Annotated in this window: 18 protein-coding genes; 6 read left to right on the forward strand and 12 right to left on the reverse strand. The window is 56.2% G+C overall.

Annotated elements, in window-relative coordinates; translation table 11 throughout:
• Positions 1–14 precede the first annotated feature (14 nt).
• From murB to AQS70_RS15745, 8 genes are all read right to left on the reverse strand, one after another.
• Positions 15–1,055, reverse strand: coding sequence for a UDP-N-acetylmuramate dehydrogenase (gene murB / locus AQS70_RS15710; protein ID WP_055103684.1), 1,041 nt, complete (start codon positions 1,053–1,055; stop codon positions 15–17).
• Entirely contained in the window at positions 1,052–1,516 is a 465-nt protein-coding gene (locus AQS70_RS15715; RefSeq protein WP_055103685.1) for a low molecular weight protein-tyrosine-phosphatase, read from the reverse strand. The genes murB and AQS70_RS15715 overlap by 4 nt, the downstream gene beginning before the upstream one ends.
• The gene (gene kdsB / locus AQS70_RS15720) at positions 1,516–2,280 is read right to left on the reverse strand and encodes a 3-deoxy-manno-octulosonate cytidylyltransferase (protein WP_055103686.1); all 765 of its coding nucleotides are present in this window, start codon (positions 2,278–2,280) and stop codon (positions 1,516–1,518) included. The genes AQS70_RS15715 and kdsB overlap by 1 nt, the downstream gene beginning before the upstream one ends.
• On the reverse strand, positions 2,277–2,462 hold the full coding sequence (locus tag AQS70_RS15725) for a Trm112 family protein (protein ID WP_055103687.1): 186 nt from the start codon (positions 2,460–2,462) through the stop codon (positions 2,277–2,279). The genes kdsB and AQS70_RS15725 overlap by 4 nt, the downstream gene beginning before the upstream one ends.
• A gap of 88 nt (positions 2,463–2,550) precedes the next feature.
• Positions 2,551–3,546 carry a tetraacyldisaccharide 4'-kinase gene (gene lpxK / locus AQS70_RS15730; protein WP_055103688.1) on the reverse strand — a complete coding sequence of 332 codons (996 nt, stop codon included), beginning with the start codon at positions 3,544–3,546 and terminating at the stop codon, positions 2,551–2,553.
• On the reverse strand, positions 3,546–3,974 hold the full coding sequence (locus tag AQS70_RS15735; protein WP_055103689.1) for an ExbD/TolR family protein: 429 nt from the start codon (positions 3,972–3,974) through the stop codon (positions 3,546–3,548). Before AQS70_RS15735 ends, lpxK begins: the two co-directional genes overlap by 1 nt.
• A complete protein-coding gene (locus tag AQS70_RS15740) occupies positions 3,971–4,606 on the reverse strand; it encodes a MotA/TolQ/ExbB proton channel family protein (protein ID WP_055103690.1) in 636 nt (211 codons plus the stop codon). Before AQS70_RS15740 ends, AQS70_RS15735 begins: the two co-directional genes overlap by 4 nt.
• A 48-nt stretch (positions 4,607–4,654) precedes the next feature.
• Positions 4,655–6,871 (reverse strand): DNA internalization-related competence protein ComEC/Rec2, encoded by a 2,217-nt coding sequence (locus AQS70_RS15745; protein ID WP_241492852.1) that lies wholly within the window; start codon positions 6,869–6,871, stop codon positions 4,655–4,657.
• Between the two features lie 134 nt (positions 6,872–7,005).
• Here AQS70_RS15745 and AQS70_RS15750 point away from each other — a divergent pair, with 134 nt between their 5' ends.
• Positions 7,006–7,524: a DUF2062 domain-containing protein gene (locus AQS70_RS15750; protein ID WP_055103692.1), complete on the forward strand. Its 519-nt coding sequence runs from the start codon at positions 7,006–7,008 to the stop codon at positions 7,522–7,524.
• 118 nt (positions 7,525–7,642) lie between these two features.
• On the opposite strand, the gene AQS70_RS15755 is transcribed toward AQS70_RS15750, so the two are convergent.
• The 3 genes from AQS70_RS15755 to AQS70_RS15765 all read right to left on the reverse strand — a co-directional run bounded on the left by AQS70_RS15755 (position 7,643) and on the right by AQS70_RS15765 (position 10,121).
• The gene (locus tag AQS70_RS15755; protein WP_055103693.1) at positions 7,643–8,422 is read right to left on the reverse strand and encodes an ABC transporter permease; all 780 of its coding nucleotides are present in this window, start codon (positions 8,420–8,422) and stop codon (positions 7,643–7,645) included.
• Positions 8,419–9,351, reverse strand: a complete 933-nt coding sequence (locus AQS70_RS15760) for an ABC transporter ATP-binding protein (RefSeq protein ID WP_055103694.1) — start codon at positions 9,349–9,351, stop codon at positions 8,419–8,421. The genes AQS70_RS15755 and AQS70_RS15760 overlap by 4 nt, the downstream gene beginning before the upstream one ends.
• Positions 9,352–9,497: 146 nt before the next feature.
• Entirely contained in the window at positions 9,498–10,121 is a 624-nt protein-coding gene (locus AQS70_RS15765; RefSeq protein WP_055103695.1) for a glutathione S-transferase, read from the reverse strand.
• 147 nt (positions 10,122–10,268) lie between these two features.
• Between AQS70_RS15765 and AQS70_RS15770 the strand changes: the two genes are divergently transcribed.
• The gene (locus tag AQS70_RS15770; protein WP_055103696.1) at positions 10,269–12,716 is read left to right on the forward strand and encodes an acyl-CoA dehydrogenase; all 2,448 of its coding nucleotides are present in this window, start codon (positions 10,269–10,271) and stop codon (positions 12,714–12,716) included.
• 62 nt (positions 12,717–12,778) lie between these two features.
• Entirely contained in the window at positions 12,779–13,195 is a 417-nt protein-coding gene (locus AQS70_RS15775; protein WP_055103697.1) for a PA2817 family protein, read from the forward strand.
• A 14-nt stretch (positions 13,196–13,209) separates the two neighbouring features.
• Here the strand turns inward: AQS70_RS15775 and AQS70_RS15780 are convergent, their stop codons facing one another.
• Positions 13,210–14,178: a LysR family transcriptional regulator gene (locus AQS70_RS15780; protein ID WP_055103698.1), complete on the reverse strand. Its 969-nt coding sequence runs from the start codon at positions 14,176–14,178 to the stop codon at positions 13,210–13,212.
• A gap of 88 nt (positions 14,179–14,266) precedes the next feature.
• Here AQS70_RS15780 and AQS70_RS15785 point away from each other — a divergent pair, with 88 nt between their 5' ends.
• From AQS70_RS15785 to tssI, 3 genes are all read left to right on the forward strand, one after another.
• On the forward strand, positions 14,267–14,893 hold the full coding sequence (locus AQS70_RS15785) for an alanyl-tRNA editing protein (protein ID WP_055103699.1): 627 nt from the start codon (positions 14,267–14,269) through the stop codon (positions 14,891–14,893).
• 400 nt (positions 14,894–15,293) lie between these two features.
• Positions 15,294–17,060, forward strand: coding sequence for a type VI secretion system baseplate subunit TssF (tssF, locus tag AQS70_RS15790; RefSeq protein WP_055103700.1), 1,767 nt, complete (start codon positions 15,294–15,296; stop codon positions 17,058–17,060).
• 378 nt (positions 17,061–17,438) lie between these two features.
• Positions 17,439–18,556 (forward strand): type VI secretion system tip protein TssI/VgrG (gene tssI / locus AQS70_RS15795; RefSeq protein ID WP_162233907.1); only part of this gene is annotated, 1,118 nt, incomplete at its 3' end.

Below are 18,556 nucleotides of genomic sequence, written 5' to 3' on the forward strand. Positions count from 1 at the left end.
GCGCGAGCGTGAATTTATCCGGCCAGATTGCCGACCTTATACACGTTAGGCTCCATCTCCAGTTGCACAGCAAAACGCTGCTGAATATCGGCCTGAATTCGCTGTGCCAGAGCCAGTAGTTGCAACCCCGTGGCTGCCCCATAGTTCACCAGCACCAGCGACTGCAAGCGATGAACACCGGCGTCTGCCTCTCGAAAGCCCTTCCAACCTGCGGTTTCAATCAACCAGCCAGCTGCCAACTTGACCTGACCGTCGGCCTGCGGATAACCGATCAGCCCCGGATACTGGCTCTTCAACTCATCCGCTTGCTGCGCCGATACCAGCGGGTTTTTAAAGAAACTGCCCGCATTCCCCAGCACCGCAGGATCCGGTAGTTTTTCACTGCGGATGCTACAGATTGCGCGGCTCACATCACTGGCGGTCGGACGCTCAACGCCCAACTCGCTCAAGCGCTGACGCACAGGGCCGTACTCCAGATGCAAGCGCTCAACACGGCTCAGGGCAAACCTGACCCGCAAAATCAGCCAACGCCCTGGCTGCTGCTTGAACACGCTGTCGCGATAACCAAACTCGCAGTCTGTGAGGCTAAACTCGCGCAACTTACCGGTATATCGGTCAAGGGCCGTAAGGCCCTCGAATACATCTTTAATCTCAACGCCATAAGCACCAATGTTTTGCATAGGCGCTGCGCCCACCGTGCCGGGGATCAAACTGAGGTTTTCAAGGCCGGACAAACCCTGCTCCAAAGTCCACAGCACAAAAGCGTGCCACACCTCCCCCGCTTCTGCTTCGACGACTACACGCTGAGCATTGTCAGCCACTATGCGAATACCGCGGCTGACCATACGCAACACTAGGGCGTGGACGTCGCTGGTAAGCAATAGATTACTGCCCCCGCCGATCACCAGCAGAGGCAGTTGTTGATCAACCGAGTACTGCAGCGCTTCACGCACATCGCTGTCGGTGTGTGCTTCGGCCAGCAAGCTGGCGCGCACATCGACGCCAAAACTGTTGAATGACTTCAGTGACGCATCAACCTGCAACTGCAAACTCATAACCGTCCCTTCAACTCAACCACCAGCAAATCGCAAGCATGCTCCACCAAGTCCAGTACTTCCTCAAAGCCGTGTTCGCCATCGTAATAGGGGTCTGGTACCTCATCCTTTGGCGCCTCATAGCGACGCAAGAACAAATCAACCTCAGCGCTGGCACCGGCTGGCTGCAATTTCTTCAGATCATGCAAATTGCTCTTGTCCATCGCCAGAATCAGGTCATAGCGATTGAAGTCTGTTGCGCTGACTTGCTGGGCACGTTGCGCCGACAAGTCATAACCACGGCGCTTGGCCGCCCGCTGGCTGCGCACGTCTGGCGCTTGGCCCGCATGCCAGCCGCCGGTCCCGGCAGAAGCCACCTCAATATGCTCAGACAAGCCAGCATCGCGCAGCTTTTGGCGCAAAACGCCTTCTGCGGTGGGGGAACGACAAATATTACCCAAACAAACAAACAGTACGCGCATCAACCCTCCAGCAAACGCCGAACGCGCTCAAGGTCTTCGACGGTATCAACACCCGCTGGAGGTGCCTCGAGCACATCACCCACGTGAATCCGTACGCCATGCCACAGTGCGCGCAATTGCTCGAGACGCTCAGTGTTCTCAAGCCAGCATGGGCCCCAACTGACGAAGTCATGCAGAAAGCCAGCGCGGTAAGCGTAGATGCCGATATGACGGCGGTACGGCACACCGGCGGGTAATGCGTCGGGCTGTTGCGCGAAGTCATCTCTGGCCCACGGCAGCGTGGCACGGCTGAACGTCAGCGCTAAACCATTGATGTCGCTGACGACCTTGACCACGTTGGGATTGAACAACTGCTCAACGTCTTTAATCGGCTCAGCCAGTGTGGCCATACCGGCTTCGCTATGGGCCGCCAAGTTAACAGCGACTTGGTCGATCAGTCGCGGCGGAATTAACGGCTCGTCACCTTGAACATTGACCACAATGGCATCGCTGGCTAAACCCAAGTGCGCCGCCACCTCTGCCAAACGATCGGTGCCGGACTCATGGTCCGCACGGGTCATCACGACTTCGGCACCAAACGCTTGGCACGCCTGCACAATGCGTGCATCGTCAGTCGCCACCACCACCCGCTGCGCACTGCTTTTGCTGGCTTGTTCCCAGACGTGCTGGACCATCGGCTTGCCAGCGATCATTTGTAGCGGCTTGCCAGGCAAACGAGTCGACGCAAAGCGCGACGGGATGACCACTGTAAAAACCGGAATCATTTATCCAGACGCTCTTCGGTGGTCAGAGTGCGGGCTTCAGTTTCTAGCATCACCGGGATGCCATCACGGATCGGATACGCCAGACCCGAACCCTTGCTGATCAGCTCGGTTTTGTCCGCACTGAGTTTGAGCGGGCCTTTGCACACGGGGCAAGCAAGGATATCGAGCAGTTTGGTGTCCATCTAGGTTCCCTGAAATTAAAAATGAGTGAGGCTCTGTGCGACCTGTCTCTGCGCTCGGCTATGGGCCGTTGAAAAAATCGCACAAAACTTAGGGCAAAAGACGTTTTAACTGTTGATCAAACCAAAAAACAAATGCCTCGGATGGGACGGCATCAACCGCTAGGTACCACCAGTCTGGTGACGCAAAGTCGCGGCATTTAACGGCGTCTTTTTCAGTCATCACCAAGGGTAACGGCGGCGTAAAACTCAAGACTTCAGCACTGTAAGACGCATGGTCAGCAAAGGCATGGGCGATTGGCCGCCAGTGTAGCGCTTCAAGGGTAGTGAAGAAACGCTGCGGATTACCGATCCCGGCGACCGCATGCAGCGCTTGGCCTGGCGGGAAAAGGTCCAGCGCCCGGCGCTCACCGCTGCGCAGATTGATCAACGCCGAAGGTTGTAACTTAAAAGCAAACCCCGGATGCGGATCGCTATCGGCGCCGTTATACAACACCGCATCCACGCTCTCTAAACGCTCAACAGGCTCGCGCAACGGCCCTGCTGGCAGGCAATGGCCGTTGCCCAACCCGCGGGCGTTGTCGATCAACACCAACTCCAAGTCGCGGGCCAGCCGATAATGCTGTAAGCCATCATCCGACAGGATCAGGTCCAGCGGCTCACTGTCGAGCAAGGCTTTGACCGCTCGGCCGCGGTCCGGGTCGATCATCAGCGGTACACCGGTACGCTGAACGATCAGCAGGGGTTCATCACCGGCTTGCGCCGCACTTTGCTGCGCAGTCACACGCCAAGGGAGCTGTGGCGGCTTGGCAGCATAGCCGCGGCTGACTACGCCCACCCGCAAGCCATTTCGCTGGCAATGTTCGATCAACCATAAAATCAGCGGGGTTTTGCCGGTTCCGCCCACGGTGATATTGCCCACCACCACCAGCGGTACAGGAGAACGATAGATCTCACCCTCGCCCGCTACAAACCGCGCACGTTTGCGCTCAACAACGCGCCGATACACGTATTCCAACGGGCTTAGAAGCTTGAGTAAGGGATGCCCGGCATACCAGGCGCGCAACACACGATCAGACATAGCCATCAGGGAGTCGTCTGCGCCTCAACAGTGGTCATGCGTAGATGGCTGAAGCCGAGTTTGCCGGCCGCATCCATGGCAGTGATCACAAACTGATGTTCAGCCTTACCGTCAGCGCTGATCGACACCGGCAGGCTGGTGTCGCCATCCGAGGCTGTGCGCAGGGCGTCCATTAAGCTCGCCAGATCGTTTTTTGGTAACAACTGGTTATTCACCGAAAACACCCCGTCGGCACTGATGGCGATATCCAGTAACTTGGTGTTCTGATCTTCGGTTGGCGCTCCGCTAACCGACTCTGGCAAGTCAACGCGCAATTGTGTTTCGCGGGTAAACGTAGTCGTGACCACAAAAAACAGCAGCAGGATAAACACCACGTCGATCAACGACGCCAGGTTGATATCGACCGTTTCTCGGGGCTTGCGGCGAAACTTCACGCTTTACTCCCGACCATGTCGACTTCACGGTCGCCCTGTACCACTTCGACCAATTTGATCGCCTCTTGCTCCATCCCCACTACCAACTCGTCCACGCGACGCTGCAAGAAGCGATGGAAGAACACCGCAGGAATCCCCACCATCAAGCCCGCAGCCGTGGTGATCAGCGCTTTGGAGATACCGCCCGCCAGTACTGCCGCGTTGGTGGTCATGCCCGTGCCCATAAAAGCACTGAAAATGTCGATCATGCCCAAAACTGTGCCCAACAACCCCAACAAGGGCGCCATTGCGGCTATCGTGCCCAGCGCATTCAGGTAGCGTTCCAACTCGTGGATAACCCGCGCAGCCGCTTCTTCAATGCACTCTTTCATGATCTCGCGACCATGTTTGGAGTTGGCCAGACCGGCCGCCAGGATCTCACCGAGCGGGGAGTCAGCACGCAGTTGCTTGAGTTTTTCTTTGTCGAGCTGTTTGTCCTTGATCCAGACCCATACCTGCCCGAGCAAGTGCTGCGGGGTTACGCGGCTGGCACGTAAGGTCCATAGGCGCTCAACAATGATGCCCAGCGCGGCAACGGAGCTCAGAATGATCGGCAGCATCATCCAGCCGCCGGATTTGACCAGTTCCCACACAGTGACAGTCCCCTTGAAAAAGTGCGCCACTTTACCACAAGGCCCGCGTTAATCTCGCCAGAACCGCCGTTGGTCACGCTGGCTCTGGGCTGCGCCAAAAGCCCCAAGTCGAAAGCGAATGGCCCCGCGCTCAGCGCTGTCCAAAATCGTCATGCCCAGCGCTGCATAACGCGCCAACACCTGTGGATGCGGGTGCCCAAAGGCATTGCCGTGGCCTCTGGAGATCAACACTGCCGAAGGTGACAGGCGTTTCAGAAACGCCATTGAGGAGGAAGTGCGGCTGCCATGATGCGGAGCCTGTAACCAGTGTGTGGCCACGGCCAAGGGGCTGTCCAACAAGGCCCGTTCGGCCTCGATGTCTATATCGCCGGTCAATAACAATCGCTCCCCGCTAGCGTCGACCTGCAGCACGCATGACCTTTGATTACCGTCCGTCGCGCCAGACCATTGCCACAAAGAAAACGCCACCCCATCCCATTCCCAGCGCTCACCGTTAATACACGGCTGAGCCTCTAATATTTCGGGCAGTAGCGGCACATCACCACTGACCACGCGCTTCACCTTCATTGATTGGTCTACGGCCTGAGCCCCGCCTGCGTGATCCGAGTCGGCGTGACTGAGCAGCATCACATCCAGCGTAGCGACCCCCATGGATTGCAAGGCGGGTACAACCACTCGCTGACCTTGGTCAAAGTCTCGAACTTTTGGACCCGCGTCGTATAACAACGTGTGATGCCGGGTGCGCAGAATGATTGCCAAGCCTTGCCCGACATCCAACTGCAAGACCTCCACTTGCCCATACGGAATAAGCGTTCGCGGTGCAAACACAGCCAACAGCACCAGCGGCCACCCCAAGGGCCTTAGCACCATCCCGGCTGGCAGCAACAGAATCAAGGCACCCAGCGCACTCAGCATCCAGAGACTGGTGGGTACGGTTGCGGGCAACCACGGTGACAGCATGCCTGCCAGCAGTTCCAAACCAGCGATTAGCCCATTGAGCAAGCCCCCCGCCAGCCACAACAGTCCTTGCCCCAACCACGGCACTGGCAGCATCAAGGTGCCCAATAGCGCCGCGGGTAGCACCAACACACTAATCCAGGGCACGGCCACTAGGTTGGCCAACGGCCCCGACAAGCTGATAGGCAACCCGAGAATCCACAGCATCGGAAACAAGCCCAAGGCGATCAAGCCTTGAGGCCGCAGCCATGCAGCTTGCCAGCTCCAAGGGCCCAGACGCGCGCTAAAGGTAAAAATCAGCACCGCGACTGCGGCAAAGGATAACCAAAACCCTGGTCGCAAACTCGCCAGCGGTTCTACGATTAACACCGCATTGAGCGCCAGCAAAAACGGCAGCCATGGCCCCATGTGACGAAACCGCAGGCGCCATATCAACACTAGCCCCAACATCACACAAGCCCGTTGGACTGGCACTTCAAAACCGGCCAACAAGCCGTAACCTAGGGCTGCGGCAAATGCCAGACCACACGCCCAAGGGAGCCAAGGCAGTCGACGTGGCCACAGCCCATAACGCGCCAGCATGGCCACCAGCCCATAAATCAATCCAGCAAACAGCCCAATATGCTGTCCCGAAATTACCAATAAATGCACCGTGCCGGTGGCTTGCAACAGCTTCCAGTCCTCAGTGCTCAACCCTGAGCCGTCCCCCATCACCAGTGCGGCCAACCATGGCGCCCGACCGTTGGCATCGCTGCGCAACAATTGTTGGCGCACACCATCGCGCCAAGCGTAACGAGCCGGGGCCAATAGCTGACCATCCTTAATCGTACCGGTGGCGCCAATACGTTTGGCCAGCAGCCAAGCTTGGTAGTCGAACCCCTGAGGGTTAAGCAGCCCTTTTGGACGTTTGAGAGTGACAGCCAGTCGCCAGCGCTCGCCACTGTTGACTGACGGCCCGCCATACCAACCCAGACGCAACGTGTTGGGTAATGGGCCGTGACGCGAGTAAGCATCACGCACCTCAAAGCGTACGACCCCATCAGCTTGCTGTGGTAACCCGACCACCCGCCCTTCGACCCATAACGTGCGACCATCCAACGCTGGCGACAAACGGTCATCGAGCGCCGACTGCCCTTGAACACACGCCCAACACAGTCCAAGCAGAAAAAGCCCTACCGGATAAACGCGCATCGACAACAGCAACAACCCCGCTACCAGCACCAGCAGCACCCACTCAAATGCGGGTATAGAGGGTAAATATCGCAACGCGATCAAGCCTGACGCCAGCGCCAACATCCCTGTGTGCATAACCCGATCCGAAGTAATTCCTGCCTTCGGATTAGCCGGGATTTGGTATCGGGGATTAAAAAATTGTCACAAAGTCTGAATAAGCGATCCACCAAATGTGGGCATACTGGGCCCTTGTTACGAGCGAGAAGCCTATGCCACGGCGTTCAATCAAACGTTTCATGCCAGATCCAGACAGCATCAAGAAACACAAATCCTTACGGTTTTTGGGCTCATTGCTGCATGACCCCAACCTCTGGCACCTCAATCGTCACTCCGTCGCACGAGCAATGGCAGTGGGCCTGTTTGCGGCTTTTATCCCCATGCCATTTCAAATGCTCTTGGCTGCCAGTTTGGCGATCCTCGTGCGCAGCAATATGCCCATCTCGGTCGGCCTAGTTTGGTTGACCAACCCGCTCACCATGCCGCCAATTTTTTACTGCACCTATCAGTTAGGGGCATGGTTGATGGACGTCCCTGCCCGCAGCCTGCCTGATGATCTGACGTGGGAATGGATCAGCGGCCAGCTTTCAACGGTGTGGCAGCCTTTTTTGTTGGGGTCGGTGGTCACCGGCATCGTGCTAGGCGGGTTAGGTTACTGTTTGACCATGATTTACTGGCGCTGGTGGGTCAACCGCCAGTGGAAACGCCGTAAACAGCGCAGCCCACGGTAGGAGCGAGAAAAACGTTCATCTTGGAGCTGCCGCAGGCTACGAACTCTTGCTTTTAAAGATCAAAAGATCGCAGCCTGCGCCTGCTCCTATGCAAAACGGCTGTGCGGCTTTACCTCAATTACTGACGCATCCCACGCCCACTGACCAAGAGCTTGGCGCAGGCTAAGTACAGCACCACGGTCGCTACGACCATGAAGGTCAGCGCTACGCTGATTTTGATGTCTGAAACCCCCAAAATCCCATAGCGAAAGGCGTTAACCATGTGCAACACCGGGTTGGCCAACGACACACTTTGCCAAAAAGGTGGCAACAGAGTAATCGAGTAGAACACCCCGCCCAAGTAGGTCAATGGCGTCAGCACAAACGTCGGGATAATCGAAATATCGTCGAAGTTGCGCGCAAACACAGCGTTAACAAAGCCCAACAGCGAGAAGATCGTTGCCGTCAGCACCACCACAACAATAGTCAGCAGCAAGTGATGGACCTGCAGGTGAGTGAAGAACAGCGACAGCAAGGTCACGATCAAGCCCACCATCAAGCCGCGCAAAATCCCGCCCACGGTGTAACCGATGAGAATCGTATGCGGGGACACCGGAGAAACCATCAGCTCTTCAATCGAACGCTGAAACTTCGCCCCGAAGAAGCTCGAAACAACGTTGCCGTAGGAGTTGGTGATCACTGACATCATGATCAAGCCCGGCACGATGTACTCCATATAGGTGAAACCACCCATATCACCGATTTGTCGGCCGATCAGGTTACCGAAAATGACGAAGTACAAAACCATAGTGATCGCAGGCGGCAGCAGTGTTTGCGGCCAAATGCGGGTAAAACGGCGAACTTCACGATAAATGATGGTGTTCAACGCGACCAAGTTGGGACGCAGTTCCGAACTCATACGGCCACCTTTGCCAAGTTTTTCTCAACCAGCGACACAAATAACTCCTCAAGACGATTGGTTTTATTGCGCAGGCTCACCACGTCGATACCTTGCGCAGCCAGTTGCGTGAATAAACCGGTAATCCCGACATCTTTGTCCACTTGTACTTCTAGCGTGGTGGCATCGAGTAACTGGCTTGGGTAACCGATCAATTGCGGTGTAAAACCGAGCGGATGCTTTAAGTCGAGCAAAAACGTCTCAACGTGCAGTTGGCCAAGCAACTGGCGCATGCTGGTGTTTTCGACAATGGTGCCGTGGTCGATGATCCCGATGTTACGGCACAACTGCTCGGCCTCTTCCAGGTAATGCGTGGTGAGGATGATGGTGGTGCCCTGCTGATTCAACTCGGTGAGGAAGGTCCACATCGAGCGGCGCAGTTCAATGTCCACACCCGCTGTCGGTTCATCGAGAATCAGCAAACGTGGCTCATGCACCAGCGCCCGAGCAATCATCAGGCGGCGCTTCATGCCTCCCGACAAGGAGCGCGAAGGTGTATCGCGTTTATCCCAAAGCCCCAACTGAGTCAGGTACTTTTCGGCACGCTCCTTGGCGATTTTGGCTGGAATACCGTAGTAACCCGCTTGGGTCACGACGATATCGAAGGTCTTTTCAAACTGGTTGAAATTGAACTCTTGCGGTACCACACCGATGCTGCGCTTGAGCGCAGCAGGGTTGCGGTCCAAGTCGTGGCCAAAAATATTTACCGTGCCACTGGTCTTGTTCACCAGCGTGGAAAGAATGCCAATGGTGGTGGATTTACCGGCCCCGTTAGGGCCAAGCAAGGCGAAAAAATCACCTTCAGCAACATCCAGATCAATACCACTCAGGGCCTGGAAACCGTTGCCGTAGGTTTTGGTTAGCTGCCGTATGGACAGAGCGGAACTCATATCGGATTACGCACCAAGGTAGGAGAAATAGGTATGACTCAATAAGGGCGGCCTGTCTTTAAGACAAGTCCGACAAAGCCATTAAACAGGTGGCATGGTGCTTGGCCTTGTCGCACAAGTACAGTCGCCCGTATTAATAGTGCTTATTAAGTCAACGCAGTCATGACCGCATTACGGTAGGCCGGACGCAGTTTGAGGCGCTCATACCACGCCTCCAAATGGGGCATCGACGGGCGCTCGATAGGCATTTCGAACCAGGCATAAATAAACGAACCTAGCGGAATATCGCCCATGCCGATCTCATCACCCGACAGATAAGGCTGTTCAGATAGCGCCTTATCAACAATCCCCAGTAACGCGGCACAGTCATTGATGGAAGCATTGATCTTCGCCCAGTCCTGCTCGGCAGCGGGGGTGCGCAAAATACCCCAAAAAACATCGCGAAAAGCCACCGCAAATGAAGTCGAGGTCCAGTCCATCCACTTATCGGCTTGGGCGCGAACGCGATTATCGTTCTGATACCAAGACGTATCCGAACCATATTGAGCGGCTATGTACCGCACGATGACGTTTGATTCCCACAACACAAAACCATCATCTTCGAGCATCGGAACTCGGCCATTTGGGTTTAACGCCCGGTACTGCGAGCTGTCGACGACCCCAAACGCACCACCCGCTTCTTCTCGCTCATACGGCAGCGCCAACTCTTCGACACACCATAAGACCTTTCTAACATTCGACGAATTCTTGCGACCCCACACTTTCAGCATGACGCAACTCCTGATTGATAGACGCCGGAGCAGTCTACGCCGTGAAGGTGAACTGTGCCTCCCACACAAGGTCACTATTGGACGACCTCGCTCAAGAGTTGCGGCTAAGCTCACAGGGGTGCGCCCTAGTTTCATGGAGGATTGAATATGCTGTTGTTGTGGATAGTGGTTTTAATCGTAGGCGTGGCCTTGCTGGCTCATCGCCGCGTTGACCCGCTGACGGCGATCGCCGTAGTGGCGATTTACCTGCTGCTTATGGACTTTTTCAGTCATGGCCCGGTGTGGTTGCTAGTGCTGCTGTGGGTGTTGCTGGCGGCGCCCGCGGCTCTGTTGTTGCTCCCCGAGCTACGACGCAAACGGTTCACGGCCCCCTTGTTCCGCTGGTTTCAAAAAGTCCTACCGCCGATGTCGCAAACCGAGCGCGATGCGATCGACGCGGGTACCGTGTGGTGGGATGGCGAATTGTTCAGCGGTCGCCCCGATTGGGACCAGTTGCTGGCGTACCCCAAGGTCCAACTGACTGAAGAAGAGCAAGCCTTCATCGACGGCCCCACAGAACAATTGTGTGCGATGGTCACTGACTGGGAGATCGGTCAGGCAATGGACCTGCCGCCTGAGGCCTGGGCGCATATCAAAGAGCATGGCTTTTTTGCCCTGATCATTCCCAAATCGTTTGGCGGCAAAGGTTTCTCGGCGTACGCCCACTCACAAGTCGCTATGAAGCTGGCGACCCGCAGCGGTGACTTGGCCTCTACTGTCATGGTGCCTAACTCCCTCGGCCCGGCCGAGCTGCTGCTGCACTACGGCACCGATGAGCAGCGCAACCATTACCTGCCGCGCTTGGCTCGCGGCGATGACATTCCGTGTTTTGCATTGACCGGCCCTCTGGCAGGCTCCGATGCGGGGGCGATGCCCGATACCGGGGTTATTTGCAAAGGCCAATGGCAGGGCGAAGAAGTTATCGGTCTGCGCCTGAACTGGGAAAAGCGCTACATCACGCTAGGACCTGTCGCCACTCTGCTCGGCTTGGCATTCAAAGCGTATGACCCTGAGCGCTTGTTGGGTGATAAAGAAGACTTGGGCATCAGCCTGGCGCTGATTCCGACCGACACACCCGGGGTGGAAATCGGTCGTAGGCACTTACCGCTGGGCGCTGCGTTCATGAACGGCCCAAATTGGGGCAAGGATGTTTTCATTCCGTTGAGCTACCTGATTGGCGGCCAAGAAATGCTCGGCAAAGGCTGGATGATGCTGATGAACTGCCTGTCGGTCGGGCGTTCGATTTCTTTGCCTGCGGTCGGCACTGGCGCCGCTAAATTCACGAGCTTGGTCACTGGGCAATACGCTCAAGTGCGTGAGCAGTTCAATGTGCCATTAGCGGCCTTTGAAGGTATTCAAGAAGCCCTGGCGCGCATCGGCGGCAATGCCTGGCTGATGGACAGCGCCCGCATGCTAACGGCCAATGCGGTGGACTTAGGTGAGAAGCCGTCTGTGCTGTCAGCGATCCTCAAGTACCACCTGACTGAACGCGGGCGCGAATGCATCAGCCATGCAATGGATGTCCATGGTGGTAAGGGCATCATCATGGGCCCCAACAACTATCTAGGTCGTAACTGGCAAGGCGCACCGATATTCATCACCGTTGAAGGGGCCAACATCCTGTCGCGTAACCTGATGATCTTTGGTCAGGGCGCCATCCGATGCCATCCGTTTGTACTTAAAGAAATGGCCTTGGCCGGGCGTGAAGACCGCGATCAAGCTCTGATCGAGTTTGATACTTTGTTGCTCAAACACATTGGCTTTGCCGTCAGCAACGCCGCCAGCACTTTTATTCTTAACTTGGGGTTCGGGCGCTTCGAGCGCGCGCCCGGTAACCGCCTAAGCCAAGGCTACTTCCGTGCCTTGAACCGTCAGGCGGCCGCCTTTGCCATGCTGGCAGACCTGAGCATGATGCTGTTAGGCGGTGAACTTAAGCGCCGCGAGCGGTTGTCGGCGCGCCTAGGTGACGTATTGAGCCACATGTACCTGGCCTCGGCGGCACTCAAGCGTTATCACGATCTGGACTCGCCCAAACACCTTGACCCGCTGTTTAAGTGGGCCATGGAAGAAAGCCTCGGGCACTCCGAGCGGGCGCTGGATGAGTTGCTTAAAAACTTCCCGAGCCGGCCACTGGGCTTTCTGCTGCGCGGCGTTGTGTTCCCGTTTGGCCGCCGTCATACCGGGCCATCCGATGCGCTGGATGCTGAGGTCGCGGCTGTCTTGGGCCGGGCCAAAGGGGATCCGACACTGGAAGCGGTACTTGCTGGCTGCTATCGCCCGCAATCTGCCGACGACGCAGTGGGCGCCCTGCAAAACGCCAGCGAATTGTTAAAGGCCGCTCATCCGTTGCACAAAAAACTTCATGAAGCGCTCAAAAGTGGCCAGCTCAAACCGGCTCCGGGCGAACCGTCTATCGACGCCGCGCTTCACGCTGGCATTTTGCAACCAGCGGAAGCAGAAACCCTGCGCACCGCTGAAGCCGCGCGACGTAAGGTGATTGATGTGGATGACTTCGCTAAGGAAGAACTCACCCACAGCGAAGGAAAAATTCGCTAGCAGGACAGCGGGCGCACAGAGCTTTATACTCTCGCGCCCGTTTTGCTCTAGAGGACTCCACAATGGCCACCAATGACCTGAACCATAATCTCGTCCTGCTCGATATTTTGCGCAGCATCCTGGTTGCCGTCGGTGACGCCGAGCAAATCCCGGAAGAAAGCCACGCATTGTTCATCGAACGTTTTGACGACATGCGCAGTTCCCTGCCAGTCGATCCGATTAACAGCCAGTACCTGGGTCAAGACATCATGTGCCAGGTGATTGAGCGCTACCCGCAAATCGCACACTTGGTGCCTCGTGATTTGCTGTGGTACTTCGGCGGAGCGTGCTTTAATTTCTTGTCCGATGAAGAACTGGACATGTACGAAGCGCTGGAAGAGCGCCGTCATGAAGCCGAAGAAAACGGCGAGCCATTCGATTGGAATCAGGAAAAGCAGTTCATGGCTTTACCGACCACCGAAGACAGCCCGCAACACTGATCGCTCATCGAGATTCAAGACCCGCCCGGTTGATCGTGCGGGTCTTTTTTTTGCCTCATGCCCAAGGTTGGCTCCTGCGCCAACCGCTCAACCAGATAGTCGATAAACACGCGCATTTTCGGCGGCAGGTAGCGCGAATGGGTATGCAGTAGCCAGACGCCTCCATGATAGGAAGCGATAAAACTCCAAGCGGGCAACACGTGGACGATCAAGCCCTGCTCCAGCGCCTGACGCGCCATGAAGTAAGGCAGGCTGCCAATTCCGATGTTTTGCAGCACCGCGTCCAGCCTTACGCCCGTGTGGTTCGCCGCGTAACGCCCAGTCACTGCGACCGTTACCGATTTGCTGCCTTGCTTGAACTTCCAGCGCGCATCGGCAGGGGTTTCGCCCAAATAAATACAGCTGTGCTCACGCAAATCTTCGGGTTGGTGAGGCGTACCGTGCTCCGCCAGATAAGCAGGCGTAGCGCACAACACATGCTCAATCGCACACAACTGACGTCCTACCAGCCCCGGAGGCGGTTGATCGGTGATGCGAATGCTCAAATCAACGTTGTCGTCGATCAAGTCGACATGGCGATCTTCCAGGATCAATTGCACATCGACGCTAGGGTAGCGCCTTAAAAATTCGGGTATGTGCGGATGAATCACATAGTGCCCAACCGCCTTGGGCACGCTAACCCGTATCAGCCCCTCAGCCTCTTGGGTGTAACGACCACTGAGATCCATAACCAATTGCGCTGCCCCCACCACTTCTCGACAGCGTTTGAACACCTCTTCGCCAGCATCACTTAACCGTAGCTTGCGGGTGGTGCGTTGCAGCAAGCGAATTGCCAGCGCTTTTTCTAGACGGGCCACACTGCGGCTGACGGCAGAAGGCGAGGTATCCAATTGCCGCCCCGCCTCGGAAAAACTTCCAGCCTCAACCACCCTCACGAAGATCACCATTTCAGCCAGTAAAGACAGCGGTAGATTTATGCTCACAGCGCACAGATCCATTGAAAGTTGGAGGGATTATCACACTGATGTGACGTCCCTATACTTAAAACAACATTGTTAAAGGACTCGCCACATGACTTCACGTCTGTTTTTTACCGACGACGCGCTCACCGCCGACGTCGATGTTCTTAATTGCACACCTCACGCTGACGGATTTGCCGTGATCCTGAACGCAACGCCATTTCACCCTCAAGGCGGCGGGCAGCCCAGCGACACTGGCTGGATTAATACCAGCGAAGTACAAAAAGTCTTCCATGAGCAAGACCAACTCGTGCACATCGTCAAACAGCCAGTGCCACTCGGTAAGGCGCATGCGCGAGTGGACGAGGCACGCCGTCATTTGAATGCGCGACTGCATTCAGCAGGGCATTTGATTGGTGTTTGTGGCGAACGCGCGGGCTGGATTCCAACCAAGGCCCATCATTGGCCGGGAGAATGCAGGGTCAGTTTTATACCGGGCAACAACGCTCAACCGCTGTGCATTGGGAACCTTGAAGCACAACTTGAGCAATGGATAAGCGCTGACTTGCCACGAGTCATACAGATCAACGCCGACCAGCGCTTGATCGGCTTCGGCGAACTGCCGAGCTACCCGTGTGGCGGCACCCATGTCAGCTCACTCAAGCAATTACAGGCAGTGCCGAAGCTATCTATCAGTGAAAAAAAAGGCGTGCTTGCCGTCCGCTATCAGTTGGACTGAAGTTGAGAGCCTCTGACCACCACGGTCTTTGGCAGAGCGTTTCATATCTTCGTGGCTCAAACGCGTCGCGTCATGGACGCAACGCATACGACACACGGCGCGGAGCCTTCATAGACGTTACTCCAGCAACTACCACCCCGCTGCGCACCCGCGTAGGCACAGAATCTTTTAATTATTCTTAATCAAACTTTCTAACACTACTGACAACAAACAGTAGCAGTACATAGAAATAAAAGCTTACAAACCCTCAGATCACTTTACCTTGACGAAATGAGCGCATTACTAGAAATATTAGCGATCACACTCACTCGTAACTTATCTTGTTTATTATAGGAATACTCCTACAAACTTTTCTTACATACAACTACGCACAACTTCCTACAACTCACCGGACATCACCATGTCTTTCAAAGATCGTTATTCAGAAGAACTTCGCTATCTACGAGAACTGGGCAATGAGTTCGTCAAGGATGACCCGCGCTTGGCACCCTTTCTGGGTGACACCTCCTCAGACCCGGACATCGCACGCCTGATGGAGGGCTTTGCTTTTCTGACGACAAAGCTGGTGATGAAGATTGAAGATCACTTCCCGGAAATCACCCACCCGGTGCTGCAACTGGTCTACCCCAACTATCTGCGTCCACTGCCCAGTGTCACCCTGATCCGCTTCGATCCCGTTGATCATGCACTCAGCAGCTCTCAGGTCATCCCCAAGGGGACCCAGTTGTTTTCCAAGCCGGTCGACGGGGTGAGCTGCACTTTCCGAACCTGCACCGACGTAACCCTGCACCCCGTGGTGATGCGCAGCGCCAGTGTCACCAACAGCATGGACAAGTCAGTCATAACCCTTGAGCTGCAAACTCTCTCACAACAACCGTTAAACCAGATCAACTGCGATCAATTGAGTTTTCACCTCGGCGGTGACGAGGCCAGTGCCCTGACGCTCTACCAATGGCTGGCGCAGCACCTGAAAAAGATCCGCGTATACATCAATGAGCGCGCCTACAACTTGGCGCCAAGCACCCTGACCTTTCCAGGTTTTGAAGCACGCGATGCGCTGCTGCCCAATGCAGCCCCACACTTTGAAGGCTATCGACCGTTGCAGGAGTATTTTTACTTCCCCCAGCGTTTCCATGGCTTCAACCTCACAGGTCTGCGCCACCTCTGGCCAGAGGGTCAAGCCGAGCAGTTGCGCGTGGAACTACATTTTTCCAGACCCATGCCGGAATCCGTCCAGGTGACCCCAGAGACGATCTCGTTGTACTGCACCCCGGCCATCAACCTGTTTGATCACCCTGCCGAGCCGATTCAGCTCAACGGCCGCGAGATCCGCGAGCCGGTTCGCCCGCAAGGGGCACGCCCAGATGCTTATGAGATTTTCAGCATTGATCAGGTGAGTGCACGGCACCGAGACGCCGAAGCCACCGAAGAGAATCCTGGCCAATACTTTGAACCGTTCGAGTCACTGCTGCACCGCGTAGAGTTAGCCAAACAGCCCAAAGCACGCTACTACAGCATTGCAATCGAACAGGAGCTACTCAAGCCAAAGGCCGTCCATACCCTCAGCCTGATACACGGCGACAAGCGCCCGTACCTAGGCAACCGAGAAGTACTCAACATCCATCTGACCTGCACCAACAGCAACCTGCCCCAGCAACTGGACGTGGGCGACATCAACCTCATCAACCAGACCACGCCACCCTTTGCCACCTACCGCAACCTCACCCGACCGACTCGCCAGTACCCTGCGATGTTCGACGGGCAGACGCAGTGGACACTGATGTCAAACCTGTCACTGATTCGGCTGTCACTCTCATCCCCAGCGGCGCTCAAGGCCGTATTGCAAGTTTACGACTTCATCGCCCCGCATGACCTGCAACAGCACAGCAACACCCAGCGGCGGCTCAATGGCATTCAACACGTCAGCACCAAACCCATCGACCATTTGGTTAAGGGCTTACCTGTGCGCGGCAGTAAAACCACGCTCGCCGTAGATCCGGCCGCCTTCAGCAATGCGGGCGACCTGCATCTGTTTGGCAGCGTCCTGTCCCACTTCATGGCGCTGTATGCCAGCGAGCATGCATTTGAACAACTGGAAATCATCAACACCGCCCTGCACACCCGCTACACCTGGCCCGCACGTACGGGCCAGCAGCCCATCATTTGATCACTCGGCTAAAGATCCTGCTCAGCGAACTGCACGGCCCGACTCGCGTTCGGCTGAGCGAGCTGCTGGCCAATTGCGTTTAAACAACATGGCCCAACACGTACAGCTAACACGGGAAGAAATACGAGTGCGCTGATCCGCGCACTTATCGTCAACGACTCGCAAGTTGCAACCCTTACATCATTACAGCGACTGAATAATTACCGCAAAACACACAAACACAGAAACATCCTACAGCATATAAAGAACGCGGAAGAGGACACTCCCAAAACACCTCTTTAAAGTTCATGACTTTTCATCTATGCCATTGCGTAACTATTACGACCCGCGCATAGAACAACTTAACTTTGCCCCATGTACACGCACGCAGGAACAACTATGTCGCGTCCACAGGATGTGCGTTTTACCTTCAGTTCATCAGCTGACATTGAATTTGATGTGGTGTCTTTTGAACTGACTGAAGGCATCTCTGAACTGTATTGTTTAAACGTTGAACTGGTCAGTGACTCGGCCAACGCCGACTTCGCCACCCTGCTGGACAAACCCGCCGTGCTGACCATATTCCAGAGCGGTCAGCCTATCCGCTATGTACACGGCCTCATCAGCCTGTTTGAACAAGGCAAGACCGGCTTTCGCCGCACCTGGTACCGCGCTCGTCTCGAACCCGAACTGGCCCGCGCTGCCTTGCAGTCGGACTGGCGCATCTTCCAGCAGCGCAGCGTGCCGCAGATCCTCGAACAGTTGTTCAAGGAACGTCAATGGGGCGCCTGCACCCAGCGTTTGACCGAAGCCCATCAGACCCGCGAATTCTGCGTCCAGGCGGGCGAGCTAGACCTGACCTTCTATCAACGCTTGGCTGCCGAAGAAGGACTGCTGTCGATCTTTGTGCACAACGAGGCTGCACACCAACTGATCCAAGCCGACCACATCGCCACCTTCGGCATCATTCAGGGCGAACCCGTGGTGTATGAGCCCAACCCCGGCGGTGCCCCTGGCCAACCGGCCTTGCACAGCTTCACCTACCGCGAACAGGTGCGCACCAGCCACCAGACCCAACGCGACTACACCTTCACCCATCCGCGCTACAACCTGCAACAGCACGAACAGGCCCTGCTCTTGGATCATCAGTCCAGCGGCTACGAACGCTACGACTACCCCGGTCGTTACAAGCATGACAACGCCGGCAAGCCCTTCACCCACACCCGCCTGCTGGCCTTGCGCAGCGATGCCAGAACCGTAGAAGTGTCCGGCGACGATGCGCGCCTGGTGCCAGGCTTGGCCTTCGACCTGATCGGCCACCCGCGCGAAGACATGAACATCGGGTGGCGCGCCGTGCGCATCACTCACAGCGGCCGTCAGCACACCGCCCTGGAAGAGGAGTCCGCCGACAGCACCGTGGGCACCCGCTACAGCCTGACCGCCACGCTGGTACCCGATACCCTGCAATGGCAGGCCCCGCTGCTGGCCAAGCCCTGTATCGAAGGCCCGCAGATCGC

Origin of the sequence: Pseudomonas endophytica (genome assembly GCF_001411475.1) — a bacterium.
In the GTDB taxonomy this organism is placed as follows: Bacteria; Pseudomonadota; Gammaproteobacteria; order Pseudomonadales; family Pseudomonadaceae; genus Aquipseudomonas; species Aquipseudomonas endophytica.